16 protein-coding genes and 1 pseudogene are annotated in these 19,849 nt (G+C 42.9%); 2 read left to right on the top strand and 15 right to left on the bottom strand.

Features of this window, described 5'->3' with window-relative positions; all coding sequences use genetic code 11:
• Window positions 1-51: 51 nt before the first annotated feature.
• Complete coding sequence (locus EAI95_RS00160; RefSeq protein ID WP_129821837.1) at window positions 52-2,769, bottom strand: FtsX-like permease family protein; 2,718 nt, start codon at window positions 2,767-2,769, stop codon at window positions 52-54.
• A gap of 11 nt (window positions 2,770-2,780) precedes the next feature.
• Window positions 2,781-3,482, bottom strand: coding sequence for an ABC transporter ATP-binding protein (locus EAI95_RS00155; RefSeq protein ID WP_129821836.1), 702 nt, complete (start codon window positions 3,480-3,482; stop codon window positions 2,781-2,783).
• Between the two features lie 543 nt (window positions 3,483-4,025).
• On the opposite strand from EAI95_RS00155, the gene EAI95_RS00150 reads away from it, so the two are divergent.
• Together EAI95_RS00150 and nt5e are read left to right on the top strand one after the other, a co-directional pair.
• The gene (locus tag EAI95_RS00150; RefSeq protein WP_006597026.1) at window positions 4,026-4,586 is read left to right on the top strand and encodes a TetR/AcrR family transcriptional regulator; all 561 of its coding nucleotides are present in this window, start codon (window positions 4,026-4,028) and stop codon (window positions 4,584-4,586) included.
• 165 nt (window positions 4,587-4,751) lie between these two features.
• Window positions 4,752-6,950, top strand: a pseudogene (gene nt5e / locus EAI95_RS00145) (cell surface ecto-5'-nucleotidase Nt5e).
• Window positions 6,951-7,020: 70 nt separating this feature from the next.
• Here the strand turns inward: nt5e and EAI95_RS00140 are convergent.
• The 13 genes from EAI95_RS00140 to mutM all read right to left on the bottom strand — a co-directional run bounded on the left by EAI95_RS00140 (window position 7,021) and on the right by mutM (window position 19,836).
• A complete protein-coding gene (locus EAI95_RS00140) occupies window positions 7,021-7,851 on the bottom strand; it encodes a PrsW family glutamic-type intramembrane protease (RefSeq protein WP_129269621.1) in 831 nt (276 codons plus the stop codon).
• Window positions 7,844-9,505 (bottom strand): C69 family dipeptidase, encoded by a 1,662-nt coding sequence (locus EAI95_RS00135; protein ID WP_129821835.1) that lies wholly within the window; start codon window positions 9,503-9,505, stop codon window positions 7,844-7,846. The genes EAI95_RS00140 and EAI95_RS00135 overlap by 8 nt, the downstream gene beginning before the upstream one ends.
• 211 nt (window positions 9,506-9,716) lie before the next feature.
• Window positions 9,717-10,412: an LrgB family protein gene (locus EAI95_RS00130; protein WP_129822330.1), complete on the bottom strand. Its 696-nt coding sequence runs from the start codon at window positions 10,410-10,412 to the stop codon at window positions 9,717-9,719.
• Window positions 10,412-10,783: a CidA/LrgA family protein gene (locus tag EAI95_RS00125; protein WP_129821834.1), complete on the bottom strand. Its 372-nt coding sequence runs from the start codon at window positions 10,781-10,783 to the stop codon at window positions 10,412-10,414. The genes EAI95_RS00130 and EAI95_RS00125 overlap by 1 nt, the downstream gene beginning before the upstream one ends.
• A 135-nt stretch (window positions 10,784-10,918) precedes the next feature.
• The gene (tehB, locus tag EAI95_RS00120) at window positions 10,919-11,779 is read right to left on the bottom strand and encodes an SAM-dependent methyltransferase TehB (RefSeq protein WP_129821833.1); all 861 of its coding nucleotides are present in this window, start codon (window positions 11,777-11,779) and stop codon (window positions 10,919-10,921) included.
• A 159-nt stretch (window positions 11,780-11,938) separates the two neighbouring features.
• Window positions 11,939-13,684, bottom strand: a complete 1,746-nt coding sequence (locus tag EAI95_RS00115) for a C69 family dipeptidase (protein WP_129821832.1) — start codon at window positions 13,682-13,684, stop codon at window positions 11,939-11,941.
• A 184-nt stretch (window positions 13,685-13,868) separates the two neighbouring features.
• Entirely contained in the window at window positions 13,869-14,336 is a 468-nt protein-coding gene (smpB, locus tag EAI95_RS00110; RefSeq protein ID WP_129821831.1) for an SsrA-binding protein SmpB, read from the bottom strand.
• Window positions 14,299-16,656, bottom strand: a complete 2,358-nt coding sequence (rnr, locus tag EAI95_RS00105; RefSeq protein ID WP_129821830.1) for a ribonuclease R — start codon at window positions 16,654-16,656, stop codon at window positions 14,299-14,301. The genes smpB and rnr overlap by 38 nt, the downstream gene beginning before the upstream one ends.
• A gap of 126 nt (window positions 16,657-16,782) precedes the next feature.
• Entirely contained in the window at window positions 16,783-17,016 is a 234-nt protein-coding gene (secG, locus tag EAI95_RS00100) for a preprotein translocase subunit SecG (protein WP_048689602.1), read from the bottom strand.
• A gap of 43 nt (window positions 17,017-17,059) precedes the next feature.
• The gene (gene rpmG, locus EAI95_RS00095) at window positions 17,060-17,209 is read right to left on the bottom strand and encodes a 50S ribosomal protein L33 (protein WP_081453577.1); all 150 of its coding nucleotides are present in this window, start codon (window positions 17,207-17,209) and stop codon (window positions 17,060-17,062) included.
• A complete protein-coding gene (locus EAI95_RS00090) occupies window positions 17,199-18,398 on the bottom strand; it encodes a multidrug efflux MFS transporter (protein WP_314368690.1) in 1,200 nt (399 codons plus the stop codon). Before EAI95_RS00090 ends, rpmG begins: the two co-directional genes overlap by 11 nt.
• Before the next feature lie 16 nt (window positions 18,399-18,414).
• Window positions 18,415-19,011 (bottom strand): dephospho-CoA kinase, encoded by a 597-nt coding sequence (gene coaE / locus EAI95_RS00085; protein ID WP_129821828.1) that lies wholly within the window; start codon window positions 19,009-19,011, stop codon window positions 18,415-18,417.
• The gene (mutM, locus tag EAI95_RS00080) at window positions 19,012-19,836 is read right to left on the bottom strand and encodes a DNA-formamidopyrimidine glycosylase (protein WP_129821827.1); all 825 of its coding nucleotides are present in this window, start codon (window positions 19,834-19,836) and stop codon (window positions 19,012-19,014) included. It abuts the gene before it with no gap.
• Between the last annotated feature and the right edge of the window lie 13 nt (window positions 19,837-19,849).

Below are 19,849 nucleotides of genomic sequence, written 5' to 3'. Positions count from 1 at the left end.
CATTATACCAAAGCTCTAAAAAACTTCCACCCTAGGGTAGAAGTTTCTTTTTTATTCAACAGATTTCAAAGCCTCCAGCATGTCTACCTTGCGAAGATGATGATTGACCAAGATTCCTAAGATAGCTAGGATCAGAATGACGCCAGCGATAGGATAAAGATAGACACCAAGGGCTACCCGCGGATAGAAGAGAATGGCATCTGGGGCGATCATAGCAATCAAGAAGCGATGGAGATAAAAGCCTCCTAGCAAACCCAATCCTATCCCTACAAGAGACAAGAGGATGGTTTCTCGATAAATATAAAGGGTGACTTCTTGATGATGGAAGCCGAGTACCTTAATAGTTGATAACTCACGGATTCGTTCTGCCACATTGATATTGGTCAAATTATATAAAATAACAATGGCTAGCAAAATGGATACCAGAACTAAAATCATCATGGTCTTATTCAATGATTGGGCTACAGAATTGAAGAGAGTAATCAAGGAAGTATTTTGCGTAACAGCAAGCACCGCCCCTTCGTCCATCATGTCCCGACTAACCTTTTGAACGAACTGCTGAGAAGAAGACTGTAATCGGACCAAATAGGCATTGTGCTTAGCGCTTCTTCCATAGGTTTTCTGATAGGTCGCTTGATTCATATAGATAAAATGGCCTACATAATTTTCGGTAATCGCAGCCACCTTAATCGTATGCCCATCTATCCGCAAGTCATCCCCAACGCCCACCTTGGCCAGCTGCGCTAATTTACTGGTAATCACCGCCCCATTGGATGGGTCGAGTCTTCCCTCTTCTGAGCGGAGACTGATAAAGGGTTCCAAGCTGTCTTTAGAGGACACCATTAAGGTCAAGCTTTGTTTTCCACGTCCGGAAGAATAAGAAGCCTCCACTTGTTTTGTAAAGATGGCTTCTGTCTCTTTAATATCTGCTTGCTTCAAGCGCTTCTTCAAGGATTCTTCCTCTTCGTCTGTCAGACTGGATTTGGTCGAGAGAATCATATCGTACTTGAGGATTTCCCCAAACTGGCGTTGGGGTACTCCACCGACTGAGGATTGAATTCCCAGACCCGCAAAGAGAAGAGCAACCGAACCAGCAACACCAAATACCGTCATCAACATCCGCTGTTTGTAGCGAAAAATATTTCTAGCGGTCACCTTTTGGGTGAAACTCAAACGTTTCCACAAAAACGAAAGCCGTTCGAGCAAAATACTGGATCCAGAAACTGGTGGTTTTGGAAGAAGGAGGTGACTGGCTTCTTCCTTCAACTCTCTCCTAGCAACTAGATAAGCTGGAAAGACGCTAGAAAGAAGGGAGAGCCCCAAGGCTAAAATGCTATAGGATCCATAAAAATACTGTTGACTAGTTCCTACGACCATCCCCTGAGTGATAATCTGCGAAATGGTTCCTGATAAAACATAATGACCGAGAAGAGTTCCGATGCCTGTCCCAACTGTTCCAGCAACCAAGCCGTACAAGAGGAACTTTGCTAAAATATCTTTTGTTCTATAGCCCAAGGCTTTGAACAAGCCCGCATGGCTCCGCTCTTCATCGACAAAACGAGTCATGGTTGTAAACGTGACCATGGCAGCGACTGCGTAGAGCACCACAGGAAATAGATTGCCTACCGCGGAGATACTGGCACTGGCATTACTATACATGAGGTAACCCTGTCCGCCTGGAATAGTTTTTCGATCATAAACATGATAGTTTGGTAGAACTAGATTCTCCAATTCTTCCTTGGCCTTTTCAAGGTCCTTCTGTTTAGTTGCTAGTTCTGATTCACCTGTCTGTATGTTGACCAATTGCTGATCTAGTTGCTTTTGGGCTTCTGCTAACTCGAGTCGTCTCGCTTCTAATTCTTCCTGGGGCAAGAGTGTAGACAGTTGATTCAGTTTATTGGATTGCTCCGTCAATTGTGTCTGTGCTTGACCTGCTTTTTCACTTGCGTCTACTAACTGTTTGTTTGCAGCATCAAGTTCTTCTTGTCCTTTTTGGATCTTTTGTTTCCCATCAGCCTGCAGTTTTCGATAGCGCTCCTGACCATTTCCAGCTAGGAGTTTTTCCAGGTCCTTTTGATGAGAGGCCAGACGATCTTGGTAGCTAGTTGAGAATGGATTGAGCCCCCTCAAATCATCAAACCGAATCCGAGCAAGGCTATAAACAGGACTAGTAAAGGCTTCTTTTGAGAGGACGCCATAAGCATCCAAGGAACCACTCCCACTCCTAGCTTGTCCCAAGTCTTTTTCGGACCACATCTCAGCAGACTTTACAAATCCAACAATTCGATAGTTTTTTGTCTTTAGAACAGATGGACTTCCTGCTTTTTCATGTATCCTTATCTGATCCCCAATCTGGTAACGATCTTTCCAAAATGCTGCTAGAGCGACCTCATCTTGCTTCTGCGGAATCCGTCCTGAAGCCAGCTGAAAGCGTGAAATGGTTTCTGGAGTAGAAAAGAGTCGAACAGCTTCGTCCTTTCCGTCAACCGTCACATCTGTCAGATAGGAAAACTCCAAGCTGGCCCCCGTCAATCCTTTTAGCTCTTCTTGGTCAGTCTTGTCCAAACCAAGATCTCCCATGACAGCTAGGTCCAACATTTCTTGTTGGTCTATAAAGATTTGGGCAGTTCGATGCATATTTGGGGTCGTTACTTTTAAACCGACCAGGGCTAAGGTACCCAGCATCATCAGCGTTAAAATGGATATAAAGCGCCCTTTGGAACTAGTGAAGGAATGGAATAAATCTTTCCAATATACTTTTTGCTTCATGAACAACCTCCCTAATACTCTAGGTTATCGATATCTAGTGGAGTGTTATTGATGGTCACCGATTTTACTTGGGCATCATGCATCTGAATGACACGATCGGCTATTGGTGCCAAGGAAGCATTATGGGTGACGATAATCACTGTTGCCCCTTTCTTACGAGACATGTCTTGAAGAATCTTTAAAACCTGTTTGCCAGTTTGGTAGTCTAAAGCCCCTGTTGGTTCATCACAAAGAAGAATCTTAGGATTCTTCGCCACTGCGCGCGCAATAGCTACCCGTTGTTGTTCCCCACCAGATAGCTGGGCTGGGAAATTGTTCAATCGCTCTCCCAATCCAACCTCTCTCAAGACTTGTTCAGGGTCTAGGGCATCAGAAACAATTTCAGAAGCCAACTCAACATTTTCCTTGGCTGTCAAATTAGGGATGAGATTATAAAACTGGAAGACAAAGCCAACATCATTTCTGCGATAATCCGTTCGTTGGTGCGAGGAGAAGCTTGAGATGGCTTTCCCATCCACTAAAACATCCCCTTCATCATTGGTATCCATACCTCCCAAAATATTGAGAACCGTTGATTTTCCTGCACCAGATGCCCCTAAAATGATGACCAATTCCCCTTTCTCAATTTCAAAAGTAACATCTTTATTGGCAATAATGTGAGTTTCTCCTGATGGATAGCGCTTGTAACTATGTTTCATCTCAATATAAGCCATATCTTTTCTCCCACTTAAACACAAGTTTCTATCTTTATTATAGTCCTTTTTTACCAGAAGACCAAGGATAATCAATCTCTTAAAACGACTATAATACCTGAAATGAACCAGCTTATGACAGGCACGAACTTATGGAGAAATTTGGAGCAAAAACTAATACTTTTCTATGCAAAAATAGACAAGGAAACGCTTGATCTTATCTAGTTCCTGGTATAGAAATCTCCAAGCATCATCTGCCCTCCTCTCCTTAGTTTGTGATATAATAACAAATAAGTATGAATGATTATTTGCGTTTAAATAACTGATATTTCAAGTTTTTCTTTCATTTTTATATAATAGCCCTTTTGATAGTAGATCTGGGAAAAAATTTTATAATCCTTCCAAAACGGCTTTCTCAGTATAAGAATAAGACCTGATTTTAAGCTATTTAGACTTATAGAATGATACTAAAATTTTATTCTGTTGATGATTCAATTTGATTTCTGTATAATATGATGATTAGTGAACAATATTTATACCAAACTACATGATAAAGGAGGAACTATGACCCGAAAAAAGAGAAAAACGAATTCTAAAAATGCTATCCGAAGCGCCCTATCACGCCTGCTTCTTGAACAATCACTTGAAAGCCTTACAATTAGCCAATTAACAAAGGAAGCAGGCATTAATCGAGGTACTTTCTACCTCCATTATGTAGACAAACAAGATATGTTCAACCAGCTAAAATCTGAACTCTTAGGCGAGTTGGGAGAACTATTCGCTACAAGCACTGTCAATCGAGCAAATTTTCTCGCCTCACTTCAATATATTCAAGATAATTATGACTTTATCTATGCCTTAATGCAGATGGATTATCAAGAGTTTCATTTTCTAATGAAAAATTTCACCCTGCAACTTCTTGACGATACTCCACACGCCAAAGACCATTTGGTTAATAAATTCCAAATTCCTTATAAGTATGCTGTTGAGATCTTTGCAGCTACGATTGAAGCCGTGATCACGAAATGGTTGTCAACTGGTGCAAAAGAAGAACCAATCGAAATCGCAACGGTCGTATTAAGTGTGACTGACTTTACCACTTGGAACCAACCTATAACTGAATAAGAAAATGAGAAAACGAAAGTTTTCTTTTTTTATGGATAAGGCCAACTAGCTGAAACATCAATGCTCACACAAGATTATTTGCCCAAGTGTCAGAAAACGTTTTTCTTTTCTTTCCTTTTTAGCTATAATATTTAGTATGGAACGAAATAGAAAAGAGGACCGTTTATGAAAAAGAAGAAACTTCTTTTACCAATCTTAATGCTTGCTCCTGCCTTCCTAGCTTCCCAGGTAGCTGCAGATGAGCAAACAGCTCCTGAAACTAACCTTGAAGTAGCTGCTACTTCAACAAATGCTACGGATGCTACTCCTGCTTCAACAGAAGGCAGTACAGCTACTTCAAAAGGTGCTACAGAGAATTCAGCTGACTTGCCTGAAGCAAATATCCTACATACCAACGACGTTCATGGTCGGATCGTCGAAGAAAAGGGTGTGATTGGAGATGCTAAATTAGCAGCAGTCATCGATGAAGAACGGGCGAAAAATCCATCTACATTGGTCGTAGATGCTGGGGATGCCTTCTAAGGACTACCGATTTCAAATAGTTCAAAAGGTGAAGAACGAGCTAAAATTTTGAACGAAATTGGCTACGATGCCATGGCAGTCGGAAACCATGAGTTCGATTTTGGTCTGGATGAGGCTAAGAAATACAAAGAAATCTTAAACTTCCCACTTCTCAGTTCCAACACCTACATCAACGGTGCTCGCTTATTTGAAGCTTCCACCATTGTCGATAAAGATAAGAATGTTGTTGGGGATGAGTTTGTGGTCATCGGAGTGACAACGCCTGAAACAGCCACTAAAACCCACCCTAAGAATGTCCAAGGTGTTACTTTCACAGATCCTATTTCAGAAGTAAACAAGGTCATTGATGAGATTGAAGCACGCGCTACTGCTGAGGGCAAGACTTACAAAAACTACGTTGTCCTTGCTCACTTAGGTGTGGATACAACCACTCCAGTCGAATGGCGGGGCTCTACTTTAGCTGAGGAACTTTCTAAAAATGCAAAACTGAAAGGTAAACGCGTCACCGTTATTGACGGGCATTCCCATACTGTTCAATCAACCACTTACGGAGACAACGTAACCTATAACCAAACCGGTAGCTACCTGAACAATATCGGTAAAATCACCTACCAAGCCAACCAATTGCTTGGAAATCCTCAACAAATTTCAGCAGCTTCAACTAAAAATGTAGTGCCAAATGCCAAAGTAGCTGCCATGGTCCAAAAGATCAAAGAACAATACGATGCTGAGAATGCTAAAGTCGTTCGTGACAATAGTCCTGTAGAACTAAATGGTCAACGGGAAAATGTCCGTGTCCGCGAGACCAACCTTGGAAATGTCGTAGCGGATGCCCTCTACGAATACGGTCAAACCGGCTTTAGTCATAAGACTAACCTCGCTGTAACCAACGGTGGTGGCTTGCGCGAGACCATTGCCAAAGACAAGCCAATCACCAAAGGAAGCGTCATTGCTGTTCTTCCATTTGGGAATACCATCTCTCAAATTAAAGTAACCGGTCAGAATATTGCTGATATGTTTGCTAAATCTCTTGGATCTATTTTACAAGAAAAAGATGGCAAAACTGTTCTTGACGAAAACGGACAACCCCTTCTTGAACCAAGCGGAGGCTTCCTCCAAGTTTCTGGAGCAAAAGTTTATTACGATACAACCCTACCAGCTGAAAAACGCGTCCTCTATATCGAAATTAAAAATCCAGAAACCGGTCAATATGAACCTCTTAACCTAGCTAAAGATTACTACTTGACTACCAATGACTTCTTAGCAGCAGGAGGGGATGGCTACACCATGTTAGGTGGAGCTCGTGAGGAAGGTCCTTCCATGGACGTTGCCTTTGCAGATTACCTTGCTAAGGCAGATCTCACAGCCTATGCAACCATCAATCCAAATTCTCGTACCATTTCTATTTCTGCTAGCAAAGATACAGATGGAGATGGTGTGACAGATATTGAGGAAATCAAACAAGGAACAGATCCTGCTAATCTAAAGTCCTACCCAGGAAGCAATGACCAACCAGTTATCCCATCTACCGGTAAAAATGCTCAACCAACTAATCCATCTACCGGTAAAATGGATCAAACATACATTCCAGCTCTAGTTGGTACGAATTCTCCTAATCAACTAGCTAGCCAAACAAAGAATACTTTAACATCTGCTAAAGACGATACACAGATCAAGGCCAACAACCATCACTTGTCAGTGACAGTCGCTAAAACATTCACAGCGGGCTCTGCTACCCTACCAGAAACAGGAACTTCCGACTCTCCTGCTATCTACATGCTCGCTCTGTTGACATCCGTCTTAGCCTTCTTTGGTCTAAAGAAAAAAGAAGAAAGCAAATAAAATCTAGAAAAAAAGCTTAGAAACAAAAGTTTCTAAGCTTTTTCATGTATGATACCTACTGAATCTTTCCTTAGTTTTTCTTTAAAAGGTTTAGATTCGGATTTTTATGAGCAAAGAGAACGACCTCAATAAAGGTTCCTACTTGGAAGGCAAAGAGCAAGCCTACCAAAATATTAACCCGATGATCTGTTTCATAGAATGGGGAGTTCCATAAGAAGTGATTGGCCACCGTGGAAACCACACACCAAAGACCAAAGAGCTTTTCTTTTTGCTTGGTGCATTGAGATAAGATGAGAAAAGCACCAACAGATACAACAGCTGTGTAGACTGCATGAGATGCTAAGCCACCAGAAATGCGGTTCACCGCCTCCGTTACTGCTGAGAGGTCTCCAGATCGCGTTTGACGCGCCACATAACCTAGATCTTCAATGATTTGGAAACCAAGACCAGATCCAAAGCCGGCAATTAAAATCGATTTCAAATCCTTACGACCCAAAATCAAGAGGATCCAGAAGGCCACTAGAGCTTTGAAAAATTCTTCAGCAAAAGGAGCTGTCAAAGCATCTGTCCATTTATTAAAGGTACTAACATCCTGAATGAGATGACTATTGAAATGGTCAATGAGGCTGTTCCCTGAAAAGCTGAGCCAGCCAGCAACAAAAGCACCGCCAAACATGGTAGCCCACAAAACAAGCAGAGGAACCTCAAATCTTTTTGCAAGTCGTTTAATAAAGAGATAAAGAGGAACGACAATCACCGCTAAAACGAGCAGGTTTAAAACCAAATCTCTTCCTGCTACTTGGCTAAACTCTTGTTGAGAGAGAGAGCCTAGCTCAAACTCCATCCCAATCCCTGCTAAGACCAGAAATAGGAAGAGCAATATTCGTTGAAACTTATTCATCCTTCTTACCTCCCTTTGCTTTCTTTGATTGAATAAAGTAGACACCTAGTCCTAACACTGTCACAAGGGCTAAGCCAATCGTGATGACGAAGTCATAATCAAATGGTACCAAATTGATCTCTTCTTCTTGGTTTGCATCTTCTTCATCTGTTAAATCGTCAATAGCACCTTGTCCATATTGAGCAATCACCTTTTCTTCTGCTTCTTGACGAATTTCTTGTAGACGATCGAAGGTCTTTTGAGCCCGAGTCATGCTCGTTTCTGTCGCTTTTAGGCTCGCCTGCTCTGGCTGTGAAGCGAGGGCAATTTGTTCTTGATCACTGATTTCTTGCTCAGCCATCCATTGAGATTCTAGGCGTTCCATTTCAGTACGGATGGCTCCATCTCCAAACAAATCAGGATATTTGGCAACTAAATCATTAATGCGAGACATGGTCCAATACCAAGATTGGGGATTATAGGCTGTCCCTAATTCTTGATAGGCTTGGTAGGTATTGGTGATATTGCCATAGTAAGGCAGGTAAGGAGCATTTCGTGGGCTTCCCATCGCTAACCACATGGTTCCCCCACCAGCACTATCCGGAACATTGTCCTTTAATTGGAAAATATGGGCTTCCATGACATTCGGGTTCGAAATCGGGTATTTATAGACTTCATCAAATTTCCCTTTTTCTGGGATCCCTTTTCCATCTAACTCCATTTGATCTTGAGGTTTGAAGTCTGTTCCTTCTAACCGATTGCGTTGGAGATTCATCGCATCTCGAAGCGTCAATTTCCGATCCGTTGTATGCATTAAGTCAAAATATTCGTCATCGTAGTTCACATCTGCATCTGGATCCAGTGACTTAATACCAGACCAAACACGAGAACGATCTGCCTCATGCAAAGGAGGGTTGTAGGATTGAGATACATGGAACTGCCCATCGATTTCTTTATAGGTTCCTGCATCACGGGCCACTTTTTCAACATCCTTGGAGGCAATAGTCCGTTCCTTATTTGAAAAATCTACATGTCCTAAGAAGAAGGTATTTGGAAAGACTGCATAGCGATCTTCTGGGAAGAGAATCGCTACATATTGGTGACCAGAAAGAATCTCAATGTACCAGATTCCTTCCTTATCCGCAATCGTCACAATATTTCCTTCTGCCGCCCCTTTTTCTTCCACAATTTTGGCAATGAGCTCGACTCCTTCACGAGCCGTTTTGACACTCGGAAGAACGACAGTGGTGAGAGCAGACTCAGCCAAGCCATCTTCTACATAAGGATCAACCTTTTGAATGTTCTCATTCGCAGAAGCTGAGACTGTCGCTGAGATGGACACACCATGCTCATTAAAACCAGCTTCATCAAATACACCCTGTTCTGGGGTAACATCTGGGACAGCCGTATATTTATAACTTACTTCCGGAAGCTCATATTTAAAGCCATTGGTAGCATCTTCAAAAACATCTCCCTTTTTGTTATAAGTTCGTTCTCGAACCACAAAGTTCTTATTGTGGTTCGGTTCTAAGTCCTCCGTACGTCCGTACAAAGCATTCCCATCTGCTGTTAACTTCTTACCGATGATAAAACCTGTACAGGCCTCTACCGGTTGGGCAAAGAGGAAGAGAGCAGTGATCAAGCCCAAGGCTGATCGAGCATAACGTTTCTTCATATTGAACTCCTTTAACTAGATATTAACCGTATAACCTCTTTTAGTATACCTTTTGATCTAAGGTTTGGCAAGCGCTTACAAGGACTGTAACCAATTAGTAATCTATCTGAAAATTATTTGACCTTCAAATTATCAGTTACCTTCTCTATCTAACTGCACAATAAAAAACTCGGAACTTCTTCCGAGCTTTTTCTGACCACTATCATCCTTTTTAAGAAAGAATAAGACTCGCCACAAGGGGACTTACAAAGACGTAGAAAACGCCAGTTATCCCAATTGCCAAGCCTCCCATAGCTCCGGCTACTTGACCATACTGAAAGGCTGTACCAGTTCCCACCGCATGACCTGTACCCCCAAGGGCCAAACCAATGGCAACAGGATCCTCTACTTTTATGAATTTAAGAATTGTTGGTCCTAGCACACTGGTCAGGATTCCTGTCGCTACAACGACAACCAGGGTAATGGTAGTAATTCCCTGCATTTTTTCAGCAATCCCCACTGCCATGGCCGTTGTCACAGACTTAGGAAAGAGGGAAATAGCTAGAAAGTACTTCATCCCAAAAAGTTTAGCCAAGACAGCTGTGAAAACTGTATTGACCACTACTGCTAGAAAACTACTTAAAAGAATACTCTTGGCATGGTGCTTCATCAAATGGAAACTCTTATACAAGGGAATACCTAAGACAACCGTTGAAGGCACAATCAAATTACTAAGGTAAGTTCCCCCAACATTATAGGCCTTATAGGAAATCCCTGTCAGCTTCAAGAAGGCGATGATCAACACTGTAGCAACTAAGAGAGGGGTCGTGATGGGATGGGGGAAGCGACGAAAAATCATCATCCCAATCAGATAGGCAAAGACCGATAAAGAAATCCCAAAGAGAGGATTAGACCACAAACTTTCCATCATTTCTTACCTCCTTCATAATCCCCCTCATACCGAGTCTTGATAAAACCGACGACTAAGGCAATGAGGGTTACATTGATGATGATAGCCCCTAGAATAATCAAAATGATGGGAAATAAATAGGGCTTGATGACATCAAACTTATCCATAATCCCAACCGCTGGAGGTAAAAATAAAATCGTCATATTGGCTAAGAGAAAAGATCCGACCAGATTCACATGGCGGATACGAAGCCATTTAAACTGCAAGCAAAGAAATAGAATCAGTAAGCCAATAATACTTCCTGGAATCGGCAAATGAAAGAGGGTCGATATCCCTTCCCCGATTAAAGAGATGGTAAAGATAATCATCAGTTGAACATAGAGTTTCACGCGCTTCTCCTCAAAATTCTTGTAAGATACACTAACAGTCTACTCCTTTTCTGTAAAAAATCAAGTATTTTCAGAAGGTTTTCAGACATAAAAAGACAAGGACGACTGTAAGGGTCTCCTTGTCTAGAGAGCTATTTATTTTTTCTTTGCTAACATGGTCGCAAAGCGTAAGGCAATCCGATTGCCATGTTCATCACGTCGGTGCAGATGCCCTGGATTCTCATTGTATTTAATGAGTTCCCAATCTTCGTAGTAATCTGCTAGCTCGCCTTCCTTAAATGTAAAGGAGAAAGGAACCTGACAAGGATAGTCCTCTGTATCCATGGCACAAACGATTAAGTTATAGCCACCTGGATTGGTCTGGTCTTGCATATTTCGAATAATCGCTGGAATGCGGTCCGCTTGCAAGAACATGAGGACAACTGTTGAGACAATCAAGTCATAGGTTTGCGTTAGGGCTGCCGAGTTAATATCATAGAGCCCCACAGTCATTTCCAAATCTTCTTGTTCTACAATACTTTGTAGAATCTCTAGTGCTAATTCATTTTGATCGACTGCTGTCACTTCAAAGCCATGCTGGGCCAAAAAGAGAGCATTTCGTCCTTGTCCACACCCTAAATCCAAGGCTTTCCCTGGAGAAAGGGACTCCATGGCTTCTAGCACTTCCGAATGGACGGGGTTACAATTATATTTTTTGGGGAAATAATCTTTGGGCTCACAGTAAAATTCCAAGAACCATTCCACATCATCTGTAAGGGCCTCTACACGGTGCCAAGCTTGAGGTTGTGCCATAGGATTATCCGCACCTGCTTCAAAAACATGGCTAGCTACTTCTTCCCCATCTTCTGTCAGCTCGATAAACTTAAGTTTTCCTTTGAGGACAGTAATCTTTCCCCAAGTTCCTACCTTGGTATTGTGTTTTCTTTGGACTGCTTCAGGCATGGTATCCTTGGTCCACAAGGGCATCCGCTTATAGGCAATCAATTTTTCAGACATCCATCTATTCTCCTTCTTTCTATTTATCTTTATCATACAAAAATTATATGCAAATAACAATAAAAAGAGTGGAATTGCAAGCTTCTTTTGCGAAGACTTCTATTCCACTCTTTTAGAATCTATTTGAGACAGGATGCTGATCTAACAGTCTCTGTCTTTTTATTCTTCATTTTCATTCTTTTTTGATTTTTTAAAGTAGAAACCTGCCAAGCCAAATCCTGCAAGAGCTAAAACTCCTAAGATGGCAGATAGACTGCTATTTGAATCACTTGCCTTGCTAGATGATTGACTAGAAGCTGTTTCTTCCTTCTTATCTGTTTCTTTCGATGCATCTTTTTCAGCTTGGGCTGCTGCTACCAGATTGGCCTTGTTGTAGCCATCATATACAAAGTCTGCTTCCAAACCTTTTTCTGTACGAATCTTATCTTCCATCTCACTTTCAACTTGTTTGATTTGTTTGAAGATGGTTTCCGCACGTTTAAGTGAGTCACTTGTTACTTCGTCTGCAGTAGCTTTCGCTTGGTCATCAGTGAGTCCACTGTATTTTTGATCCAAAGCAGCTTGTTCCTTGATCCAGCCTTCTTCCATTTCTTTCCACTTCTCTTGGATGCTGTTGCCAAAGAGGTCTGGGTATTTCATGACCATTTGGTCAATATGCCAAACAGCCCAATACCAAGAAGTTGGATCGTACTTGGCAGAACGTACCTTAAACGGACCATAGGTATCGTTGACAATACCATAGAATGGCACATAAGGCGTGTTCCGGCTTTGAGCGAGACCTAACCAAACGACACCACCAAATGGAGTCGGCAAGTCCTTCTTAATTTGGTATACGTGGGCGTTAATGACGTTTTCATTTCCCAAAGCATATTTGTATTTATTGGTATCGACTTCTTTACCTGGTTCCACCAAGTCATCTGGTGTGTATTGTTTGAGGTGTTCGAACCGGTTCCGTTGTTCAGCGAAAACATCTTCTAGACTATACTTTTTAGAAGGATCCGTTGGTTTGCGCAAAAGGTCAAAGTGCTTATCATCATATTTGATGTCCGCTTTAGGATCCATCAAGGTAATCCCTGCATAGGTCCGTGAGCGGTTGCGTTCGGTATATTCATCTGGACCATAAGAGTCTGCAATATGGAAGTTACCATCTTTATCAGTCTTGTAGTGGTCTGCCTTTTTAGCAACTGCTTCCACATCTTTCGAAGCAATGACATTGTCCTTGTCCTTGAAATCCACATGTCCTAGATAGTAGGTATTGGCAAAGATGGCATAGCGGTCTTGAGGGAATTTAATGGCTACATATTGGTGACCAGAGAGGATTTCCATGTACCAGAGTTCATTCTTATCTGCTACGACAATGATGTTTCCTTCGGCAGATCCTTTTTCATCAAGTACCTTGGCAACCAACTCAATTCCTTCACGAGCTGTTTTGACACGTGGAAGAACCAAGTCCACCATAGCAGCTTCAGCCAAGCCATTTTTCACCAGTGGGTCTGCTTTCAAAATCTTATCGTGTGGGGTTGCAGATACGGTAGAAGTCATGGAAACGCCTGCTTCGTTAAAGCCGTGTGCTCCGAAGTTCCCGTTGGAACCATCTCCATGGGCTGCATCATAAGTTGCGGTATATTTCATTTCATGACTCAAGTGGGGATAAGCAAAGCCGTTGGATTCGTCCTCCAACATATCTCCATCCTTATAGTCTTTGGCAGGTACCACTTCATAGGTTTTATTGTGGCGACCACCATCGGGAGCATAAGGATAGTCTTCAGTCCGCCCAAAGAGCATGGAACCATCTGTCGTGAGTTCCTTCCCAACAATGAAGGCTGAGCAGGCCTGCGCAACTTGAACTGGAATCAAGGCAAAGGCCATCAAAGCAATCATCAGTTTGACCAGTAGTTTTCTCATAGTCGATCTCCTTTATGACTACAAAAGAGGCTAGAAAATCATTTTCAAGCCGACGAAAAACAACTATACCAACGCTACCTTCAGTATACCCTTATCCAGATAAAAATGCAAGCGGTTTCAAGAAAAGAAATTTAAAAATAGGAACAGTTTTAGACTCTTGCTTCAGCTGTTCCTATTTCTTACTTTAACACGTATTGTATTGTTTCATGACACGAGCAATGTCCCGATTTTGTTCCCGCCGTTTGATGGATTCACGTTTGTCATAATCGTGCTTCCCTTTGGCTAAGCCTAGCAAGAGCTTGGCATAGCCATCCTTAAGGTAAACCTTAAGAGGAACTAAAGTCATCCCTGTTCCTTTAGTCTCCTGCTCCAACTTTTGAATTTGCTTCTTATGCAGCAAGAGTTTGCGACGGCGCTCTGGGTCTTGGTTCCAGATATTGCCTTCCTCATAGGGAGCAATATGAACATTGCTGAGCCAGACTTCCCCATTTTTGACTTGGGCAAATCCATCCTTGAGGTTGATACGAGCTGCTCGAACACTCTTGATTTCTGTACCAGTCAGGATCATTCCTGCTTCAATGGTTTCAACAATTGTATAATCGTGGCTTGCTTTCTTATTTTGTGCGACGACCTTTCCCTCGCCCTTTGCCATGCTTAGCTCCTTTCTTAGCTACTTCCTTGTAAAAAGATTTCTTACTCTTTTTCTTCTTGTCTTTTGAAGAATGCTTGCGCTTGTTCTCTCTAATGCCTCCTTGCTTTCGTTCTTCTTTCTTAGAAGAAGCGCGCTTAGAGTGTCCATTTCGATCTTTACGACCCGATGTTTTAGTGACTTTTTCAATCAAATCCAGCTCACTTGGGATATAAGAAAAATCAATCTCGCCAGTCATCTTATCCGCTCTTTCGACCCTGATTCGGATCTCCTGACCGACACGGAAGGTCACGCCTGATTTTTCCCCACGCAAGGTCAAATCTCGCTCGTTAAAATGATAAAAACCAGGTAAGGTGGTGATGTGGATCAAACCTTCTACGGTATTTGGCAATTCAACAAAGAGACCAAACTTGACGACACTGGACACCAAAGCATCGTACTCTTCGCCAACATAGTCTTCCATGTACTCTGCCTTCTTCATGGCTTCTACTTCCCGTTCGGCATCAATGGCGCGGCGTTCCCGACTAGAGGATTGGCTAGCAATATCTGGAATGACCTGTTCAAAATGACTAGCCACTTCAGAATCTTTTCCATACTCTCGCACCATGCGGTGGACTAATAAGTCTGGATACCGGCGAATCGGACTGGTGAAGTGAGTATAGAACTCAGCTGCTAGCCCATAGTGGCCGTGGTTGTGCTCGGAATAACGCGCTTGTTGCATGGAACGAAGCAACATCATAGACAAGACATCAGCATAGGGTTCCCCTTCTACCTTCTTCATGATGTCCTGCAAGGTTTCCTGACTCATGGAACTAGCTGTCCCATAAATTGGAAGGCCAAAACTAGAAGCATAATCGATAAACTTTTGCACTTTCTCTGCTTTGGGTTCTTCGTGAATCCGGTAAATAAAGGGAAGTTTTCGTTTGGCAAAATGCTCTGCTACTGTCTCATTGGCGATCAGCATGAAGGATTCAATCATCCGTTCTGCAACCCCACGTTGGCGCAAGACGATGTCTACTGGTTTTCCTTGAGGATTGACTAGGATTTTTGCTTCACTGGTATCAAAGTTCAGAGCTCCTCGTTTTTCCCGCATTCCTTCTAAGATCTGATGAAGAGCAACCATGGCTTCGATACTTGGCACAATAGCTTGGTATTCCTCACGCTTCTCCTGGTCCCCAGCAATGATCTCATTGACATCGCTATAGGTCATACGGAAAGTCGTTTTAATGACCGTTTGGGTGATCTGGTAGCGAAGGACCCGACCACGCTGGTCGATCTCCATAATGGCTGATTGGGTCAAGCGATCCACTTGAGGGTTTAAGGAACAAATCCCGTTTGATAGACGCTCAGGTAACATGGGCACGACCCGGTCTGTGACATAGACAGAGGTCGCGCGGTTGAGGGCTTCCTTGTCCAAGGCAGAACCTTCGGTTACATAATAAGAGACATCTGCTATGTGAACGCCAAGCTCAAAATTCCCACCTTCCAAGCGCTTGATGTGAACCGCATCATCCAAGTCCTTGGCATCGGCACCATCAATGGTAAAGATGATTTCATCTCGAAGGTCCAAACGTCCCTCCATATCCTTCTCACTAGGCTGGTCTGGGATGCTTTCTGCTTCTTTGAGGACTGCTTCTGGAAATTCTGAGACGATATCCATAGACTCTAAAACTTCCAAGACATCGATCCCAGGATCTGTCACATGCCCAACCACATCTTGTACTGAGGCTATAAAGTAGTTGTGCTTCCGACTTGGATACTGTTCAATAGCTACCTTGAGAACTTCCGTTCCCTCTAATTGTAGGGCAGGTTTTTTCACGTAAATGCGTTGACTAATCTTTTGATTCTTTGAAAGGATGTAGCCTGCATATTTGGGTTTTTCCTCATCCAAAACGATTTGGCCGACGACTGTTTGGAGGCTGTGCTCCAAGACATCAATGATTTTCCCCTCTGCCGCGGTCCCCTTTTGCCGATCGGCGACCTTGGTGATTACAACCTCAACTGTATCCCCATCAATGGCATGGTTGACATCATTTCGTCCAATAAAAAGGTCCTCTTCTTCCCCCTCTAAGCTGACAAATCCAAAGCCACTCTTATGAGCATGGAAAATCCCTTTCACAGTAATGACGCCTTTTGGCTTGGCATCAAGGAGACTTAAAAAACCATTTTCTTCAAAGGTTAGTTGACGACGTCGCTCCATCAGCGAAATGGTCTTAATCAGTTCACGAAAACCTTTGGCGTCAGTACTCCCAATGGCTTGAGCCAATTGATCAACCTGAGCTTTTCCCTCCTGTTTTAAATAATCAATAATTTTACTTTTCATATCTTGTGCTGGTCACCCAGCCTCCTTTATTTTCTTTCTTTCAGAGAGATTTCTTTACAAGTGACAAACTCCCTATCAAACGACCCATAGATGAAAAAATAGGCAAAGACAATGTCTAAGCCTATCTTATTTACTGGATAATACCATTAGAATCATCGCAATCAGTAACCAAAGGAAAATCATGACTCCTGTTAAACGTTGCATGACTGCTTCGAATCCACGAGCTTTTGAACGTTCGAATAAGTCATTTGAGCTTGCATCGAATACGTTGCTAGATTGATTTTTAGTTGGTTGCATGAAGATAGCAATAACAATTAATACAGATAGTACCAATAAAATAGTAATCAACGGTTTAGTCATAATTAAAAAACTCCTTAAAATCTTATCTATTTTACCATAAAAATCATTTCGTTTCAAGATGTAATGTCACTTTTCTCTCTTTAGGACAATACTTCAAAACTTCAATTTTTTCAGGATGGGTCTTCATATTTTTACTTGTCAAATAATTCTGACTACCACAGCTCGTGCAGGTTAGTTGTACTTTAATGCGCACTGATTTCTCTCACTTTCAAATACTTTCTAAAGATGAATAAAAGGAAGGCCAAATCTATAAAGGCTAGGATAGCAGTCCCATAGAATACCCAATGGTAATTGACATGCATAGCAATACTAGAGCCCATCATGGGACCAAGAACTCCCCCTATATAAAAGAAGAGTTGATTGTAACTAAAAATCCGAGAAATTCCTTCCTTGGGAGTCATGCGGTTTAAGAGAGCCGTCACTCCGGGCATTAAGGCTCCTGTCCCAATCCCAAATAGGAAACGAAGAAAGCCTAATTGAAAAGGGGTCTGAGCAAGGGCACAGAAGATATAGAGGATACCACTATAGAGAAGAGCTAAAAGTAAGAGGCGATGGTTGCCAATTTTATCCCCGAGCTTTCCCATCCATCCCGATGTCAGGATACTAGAAATCCCCATCGCTGATACGATCAGCCCAGATACAAAAATAACATTGTCGCTCTGGCCAAGCTCTCTTACATAGAGTGGAAGAATGGGAGAAATGGACTGACCGATCATCTGAATGGTCATACTGGTCAAAAAGAGACCCAGTAAAATGTCCTTATGCTGGATAGAAGTCAATAATTCCCAGCTTGAAAGGTGCTCCTCCTTGGATATTTGTTGGTAGTCTTCCTCAATGCCCCACCAAGTCAGGACAGAGACGAGAAAGAGGAAAAAACCAACGAGGAGAAAGACATTCCGCATACCAAATTGCTCTGCAATCAATCCTCCCAACAAGGGGCCCATCAAGGTACCGGCAACAGTTCCCGTCGATAAGGTTCCTAGAGCGTATCCAGATTGATTCTTTGGCACCTGACTAGCAATGAGAGCCGTGCTGTTAGGGACAAAGCCTGAGAAGACACCATTTAATAAGCGTAGGAGCAACAACCAAAAGACGGAGGGGACAAAAGCAATTCCTCCCATGGTCAAGGTCATGGCAATCGAGGCTCTCAACATCATGGGTTTCCGACCATAACGGTCCGCCAAACTCCCCCAGATTGGGGCCATTAGAGCGGAAGTCAAAGAGGAGGAGGCGACTGCAATCCCAGCATAAAAAGGAACTGCCGGACCTTTTACCCCCAACTCCTCCACAAAAAGAGCCATAAAAGGGACCACCAATGAAAGACTGGCACCTACGAAAAAGCAGCCAATCCAGGCAATAAAAAGATTTTTACGCCAATTGATTTCCAGTGAAATAGGATCATCTTCTTTCTATTTGTTCTAAAGCCCGATAGATTTCCTGATAGAGGTGATCACGCTGGCTATTGTTATCGATCACGAGATCGACAAGAGCTTTTTTCTCATCTAGAGGCATCTGGGCTACCAAACGATCGCGCGCCTGGACCTCCGTTAGGGCGTTTCTTTCCATTAGACGTTGCAACTGAGTATCTTCCGTCACATAGACCAGCCAGACTTGGTCAAACCAGTCCAGATATCCTTGCTCGATTAACAAGGGGATATCCATGAAAAAGAGGTCTCCTGTTGCAGCTAGTCGGTCCCGTTCTCGCGCCAGAGCTTTGCGAATGATGTCCCCTTGTACTTGGTTGGACCAGGCAATCTCTTTCTGGGTTGAAAAGATGCGTTGAGCCAGAGCAGGACGATTCAAGTCTCCTGTATCTAGAAGGATGTCCCTTCCAAAATGATCTACCAAAGCTTGATAGAGTTCTCCACCTGGTGCCTGCAAGTCATGGACCACTCGATCAGCATCAATGACAGGATACCCCTTTTCTCTCAAATAGGAGGTCACAGTCGACTTCCCTGAAGCAATCCCTCCTGTTAATCCGATGATTCTCGCCATCTAGTTCTCCTTTTGGCAGTGAGGGCAAAAATGGGTTCCGCGTCCCCCCAGCTGAATTTTTTCAATCGGTGTCCCGCAGCGCAAACAAGGCTGGCCTGTTTTCCCATAGACCTGGTGTTCTTCCTGCATGGTGCCATCCTCGCCAAAAGCATTGCTGTAAGAGCGAATGGTGGAGCCACCCTTTTCAACAGCTTGAGCCAGCACAGCAATTGTTTCTTTGCGAACGGCTTTGGCTTCTCTAGCAGTCAAGCTTTGACCTAAACGGGCTGGATGAACCTTGGCTCGATAAAGGACCTCATCTACATAGATATTGCCCAGACCAGCCACTAATTTTTGGTCCAAAAGAGCTGATTTAATGGGTTTCTTTGATTGTTTAAGAGCTGCTTGGAAGGCTGGTTCTTTAAAATCCGCTTCTGTCGGCTCTGGACCAATCTTTTTCGCCAAAAAGTAGCTGTCGACAAGGTCAGGTGTGATGACTTCCATGGTCCCAAACTTGCGGACATCTTCATAGACCAGAGTGCTACCATCTGTAAAATGAAAGAAGACATGAGCATGCTTGCGAAGAGGGACTTCGTCTGGATAAAAGAAATACTTGCCTTCCATCCGCAAATGCGAGATGAGGACCAGATCCGTCAGATAAAACAAGAGATATTTCCCACGGCGCCCCATGGCCCGAATTTCTTTACCTGGGAGATCTTGTCGAAAAGCATCCAGATCCGTCTGAATCATCTTTGGATACTTTACTGCCACTGACTGAATGGTTTTTCCAAGAATTAATTTCTCAAGACCGCGTCGGACCGTCTCTACTTCTGGTAATTCAGGCATAGAACTCCTTTCA

It is taken from the genome of Streptococcus sp. bf_0095, from assembly GCF_004166885.1.
In the GTDB taxonomy this organism is placed as follows: Bacteria; Bacillota; Bacilli; order Lactobacillales; family Streptococcaceae; genus Streptococcus.
Note: the sequence above shows the minus strand (reverse complement) of the source record. Positions and strands in the feature narration are given on the sequence as shown.

Excerpts from the sequence above, each read along its gene's own strand:
- EAI95_RS00160 (WP_129821837.1), bottom strand. The coding sequence starts at position 2,769 with ATGAAGCAAAAAGTATATTGGAAAGATTTATTCCATTCCTTCACTAGT.
- EAI95_RS00155 (WP_129821836.1), bottom strand. The coding sequence starts at position 3,482 with ATGGCTTATATTGAGATGAAACATAGTTACAAGCGCTATCCATCAGGA.
- EAI95_RS00150 (WP_006597026.1), top strand. The coding sequence starts at position 4,026 with ATGACCCGAAAAAAGAGAAAAACGAATTCTAAAAATGCTATCCGAAGC.
- EAI95_RS00140 (WP_129269621.1), bottom strand. The coding sequence starts at position 7,851 with ATGAATAAGTTTCAACGAATATTGCTCTTCCTATTTCTGGTCTTAGCA.
- EAI95_RS00135 (WP_129821835.1), bottom strand. The coding sequence starts at position 9,505 with ATGAAGAAACGTTATGCTCGATCAGCCTTGGGCTTGATCACTGCTCTC.
- EAI95_RS00130 (WP_129822330.1), bottom strand. The coding sequence starts at position 10,412 with ATGGAAAGTTTGTGGTCTAATCCTCTCTTTGGGATTTCTTTATCGGTC.
- tehB (WP_129821833.1), bottom strand. The coding sequence starts at position 11,779 with ATGTCTGAAAAATTGATTGCCTATAAGCGGATGCCCTTGTGGACCAAG.
- EAI95_RS00115 (WP_129821832.1), bottom strand. The coding sequence starts at position 13,684 with ATGAGAAAACTACTGGTCAAACTGATGATTGCTTTGATGGCCTTTGCC.
- smpB (WP_129821831.1), bottom strand. The coding sequence starts at position 14,336 with ATGGCAAAGGGCGAGGGAAAGGTCGTCGCACAAAATAAGAAAGCAAGC.
- rnr (WP_129821830.1), bottom strand. The coding sequence starts at position 16,656 with ATGAAAAGTAAAATTATTGATTATTTAAAACAGGAGGGAAAAGCTCAG.
- secG (WP_048689602.1), bottom strand. The coding sequence starts at position 17,016 with ATGACTAAACCGTTGATTACTATTTTATTGGTACTATCTGTATTAATT.
- coaE (WP_129821828.1), bottom strand. The coding sequence starts at position 19,011 with ATGGCGAGAATCATCGGATTAACAGGAGGGATTGCTTCAGGGAAGTCG.
- mutM (WP_129821827.1), bottom strand. The coding sequence starts at position 19,836 with ATGCCTGAATTACCAGAAGTAGAGACGGTCCGACGCGGTCTTGAGAAA.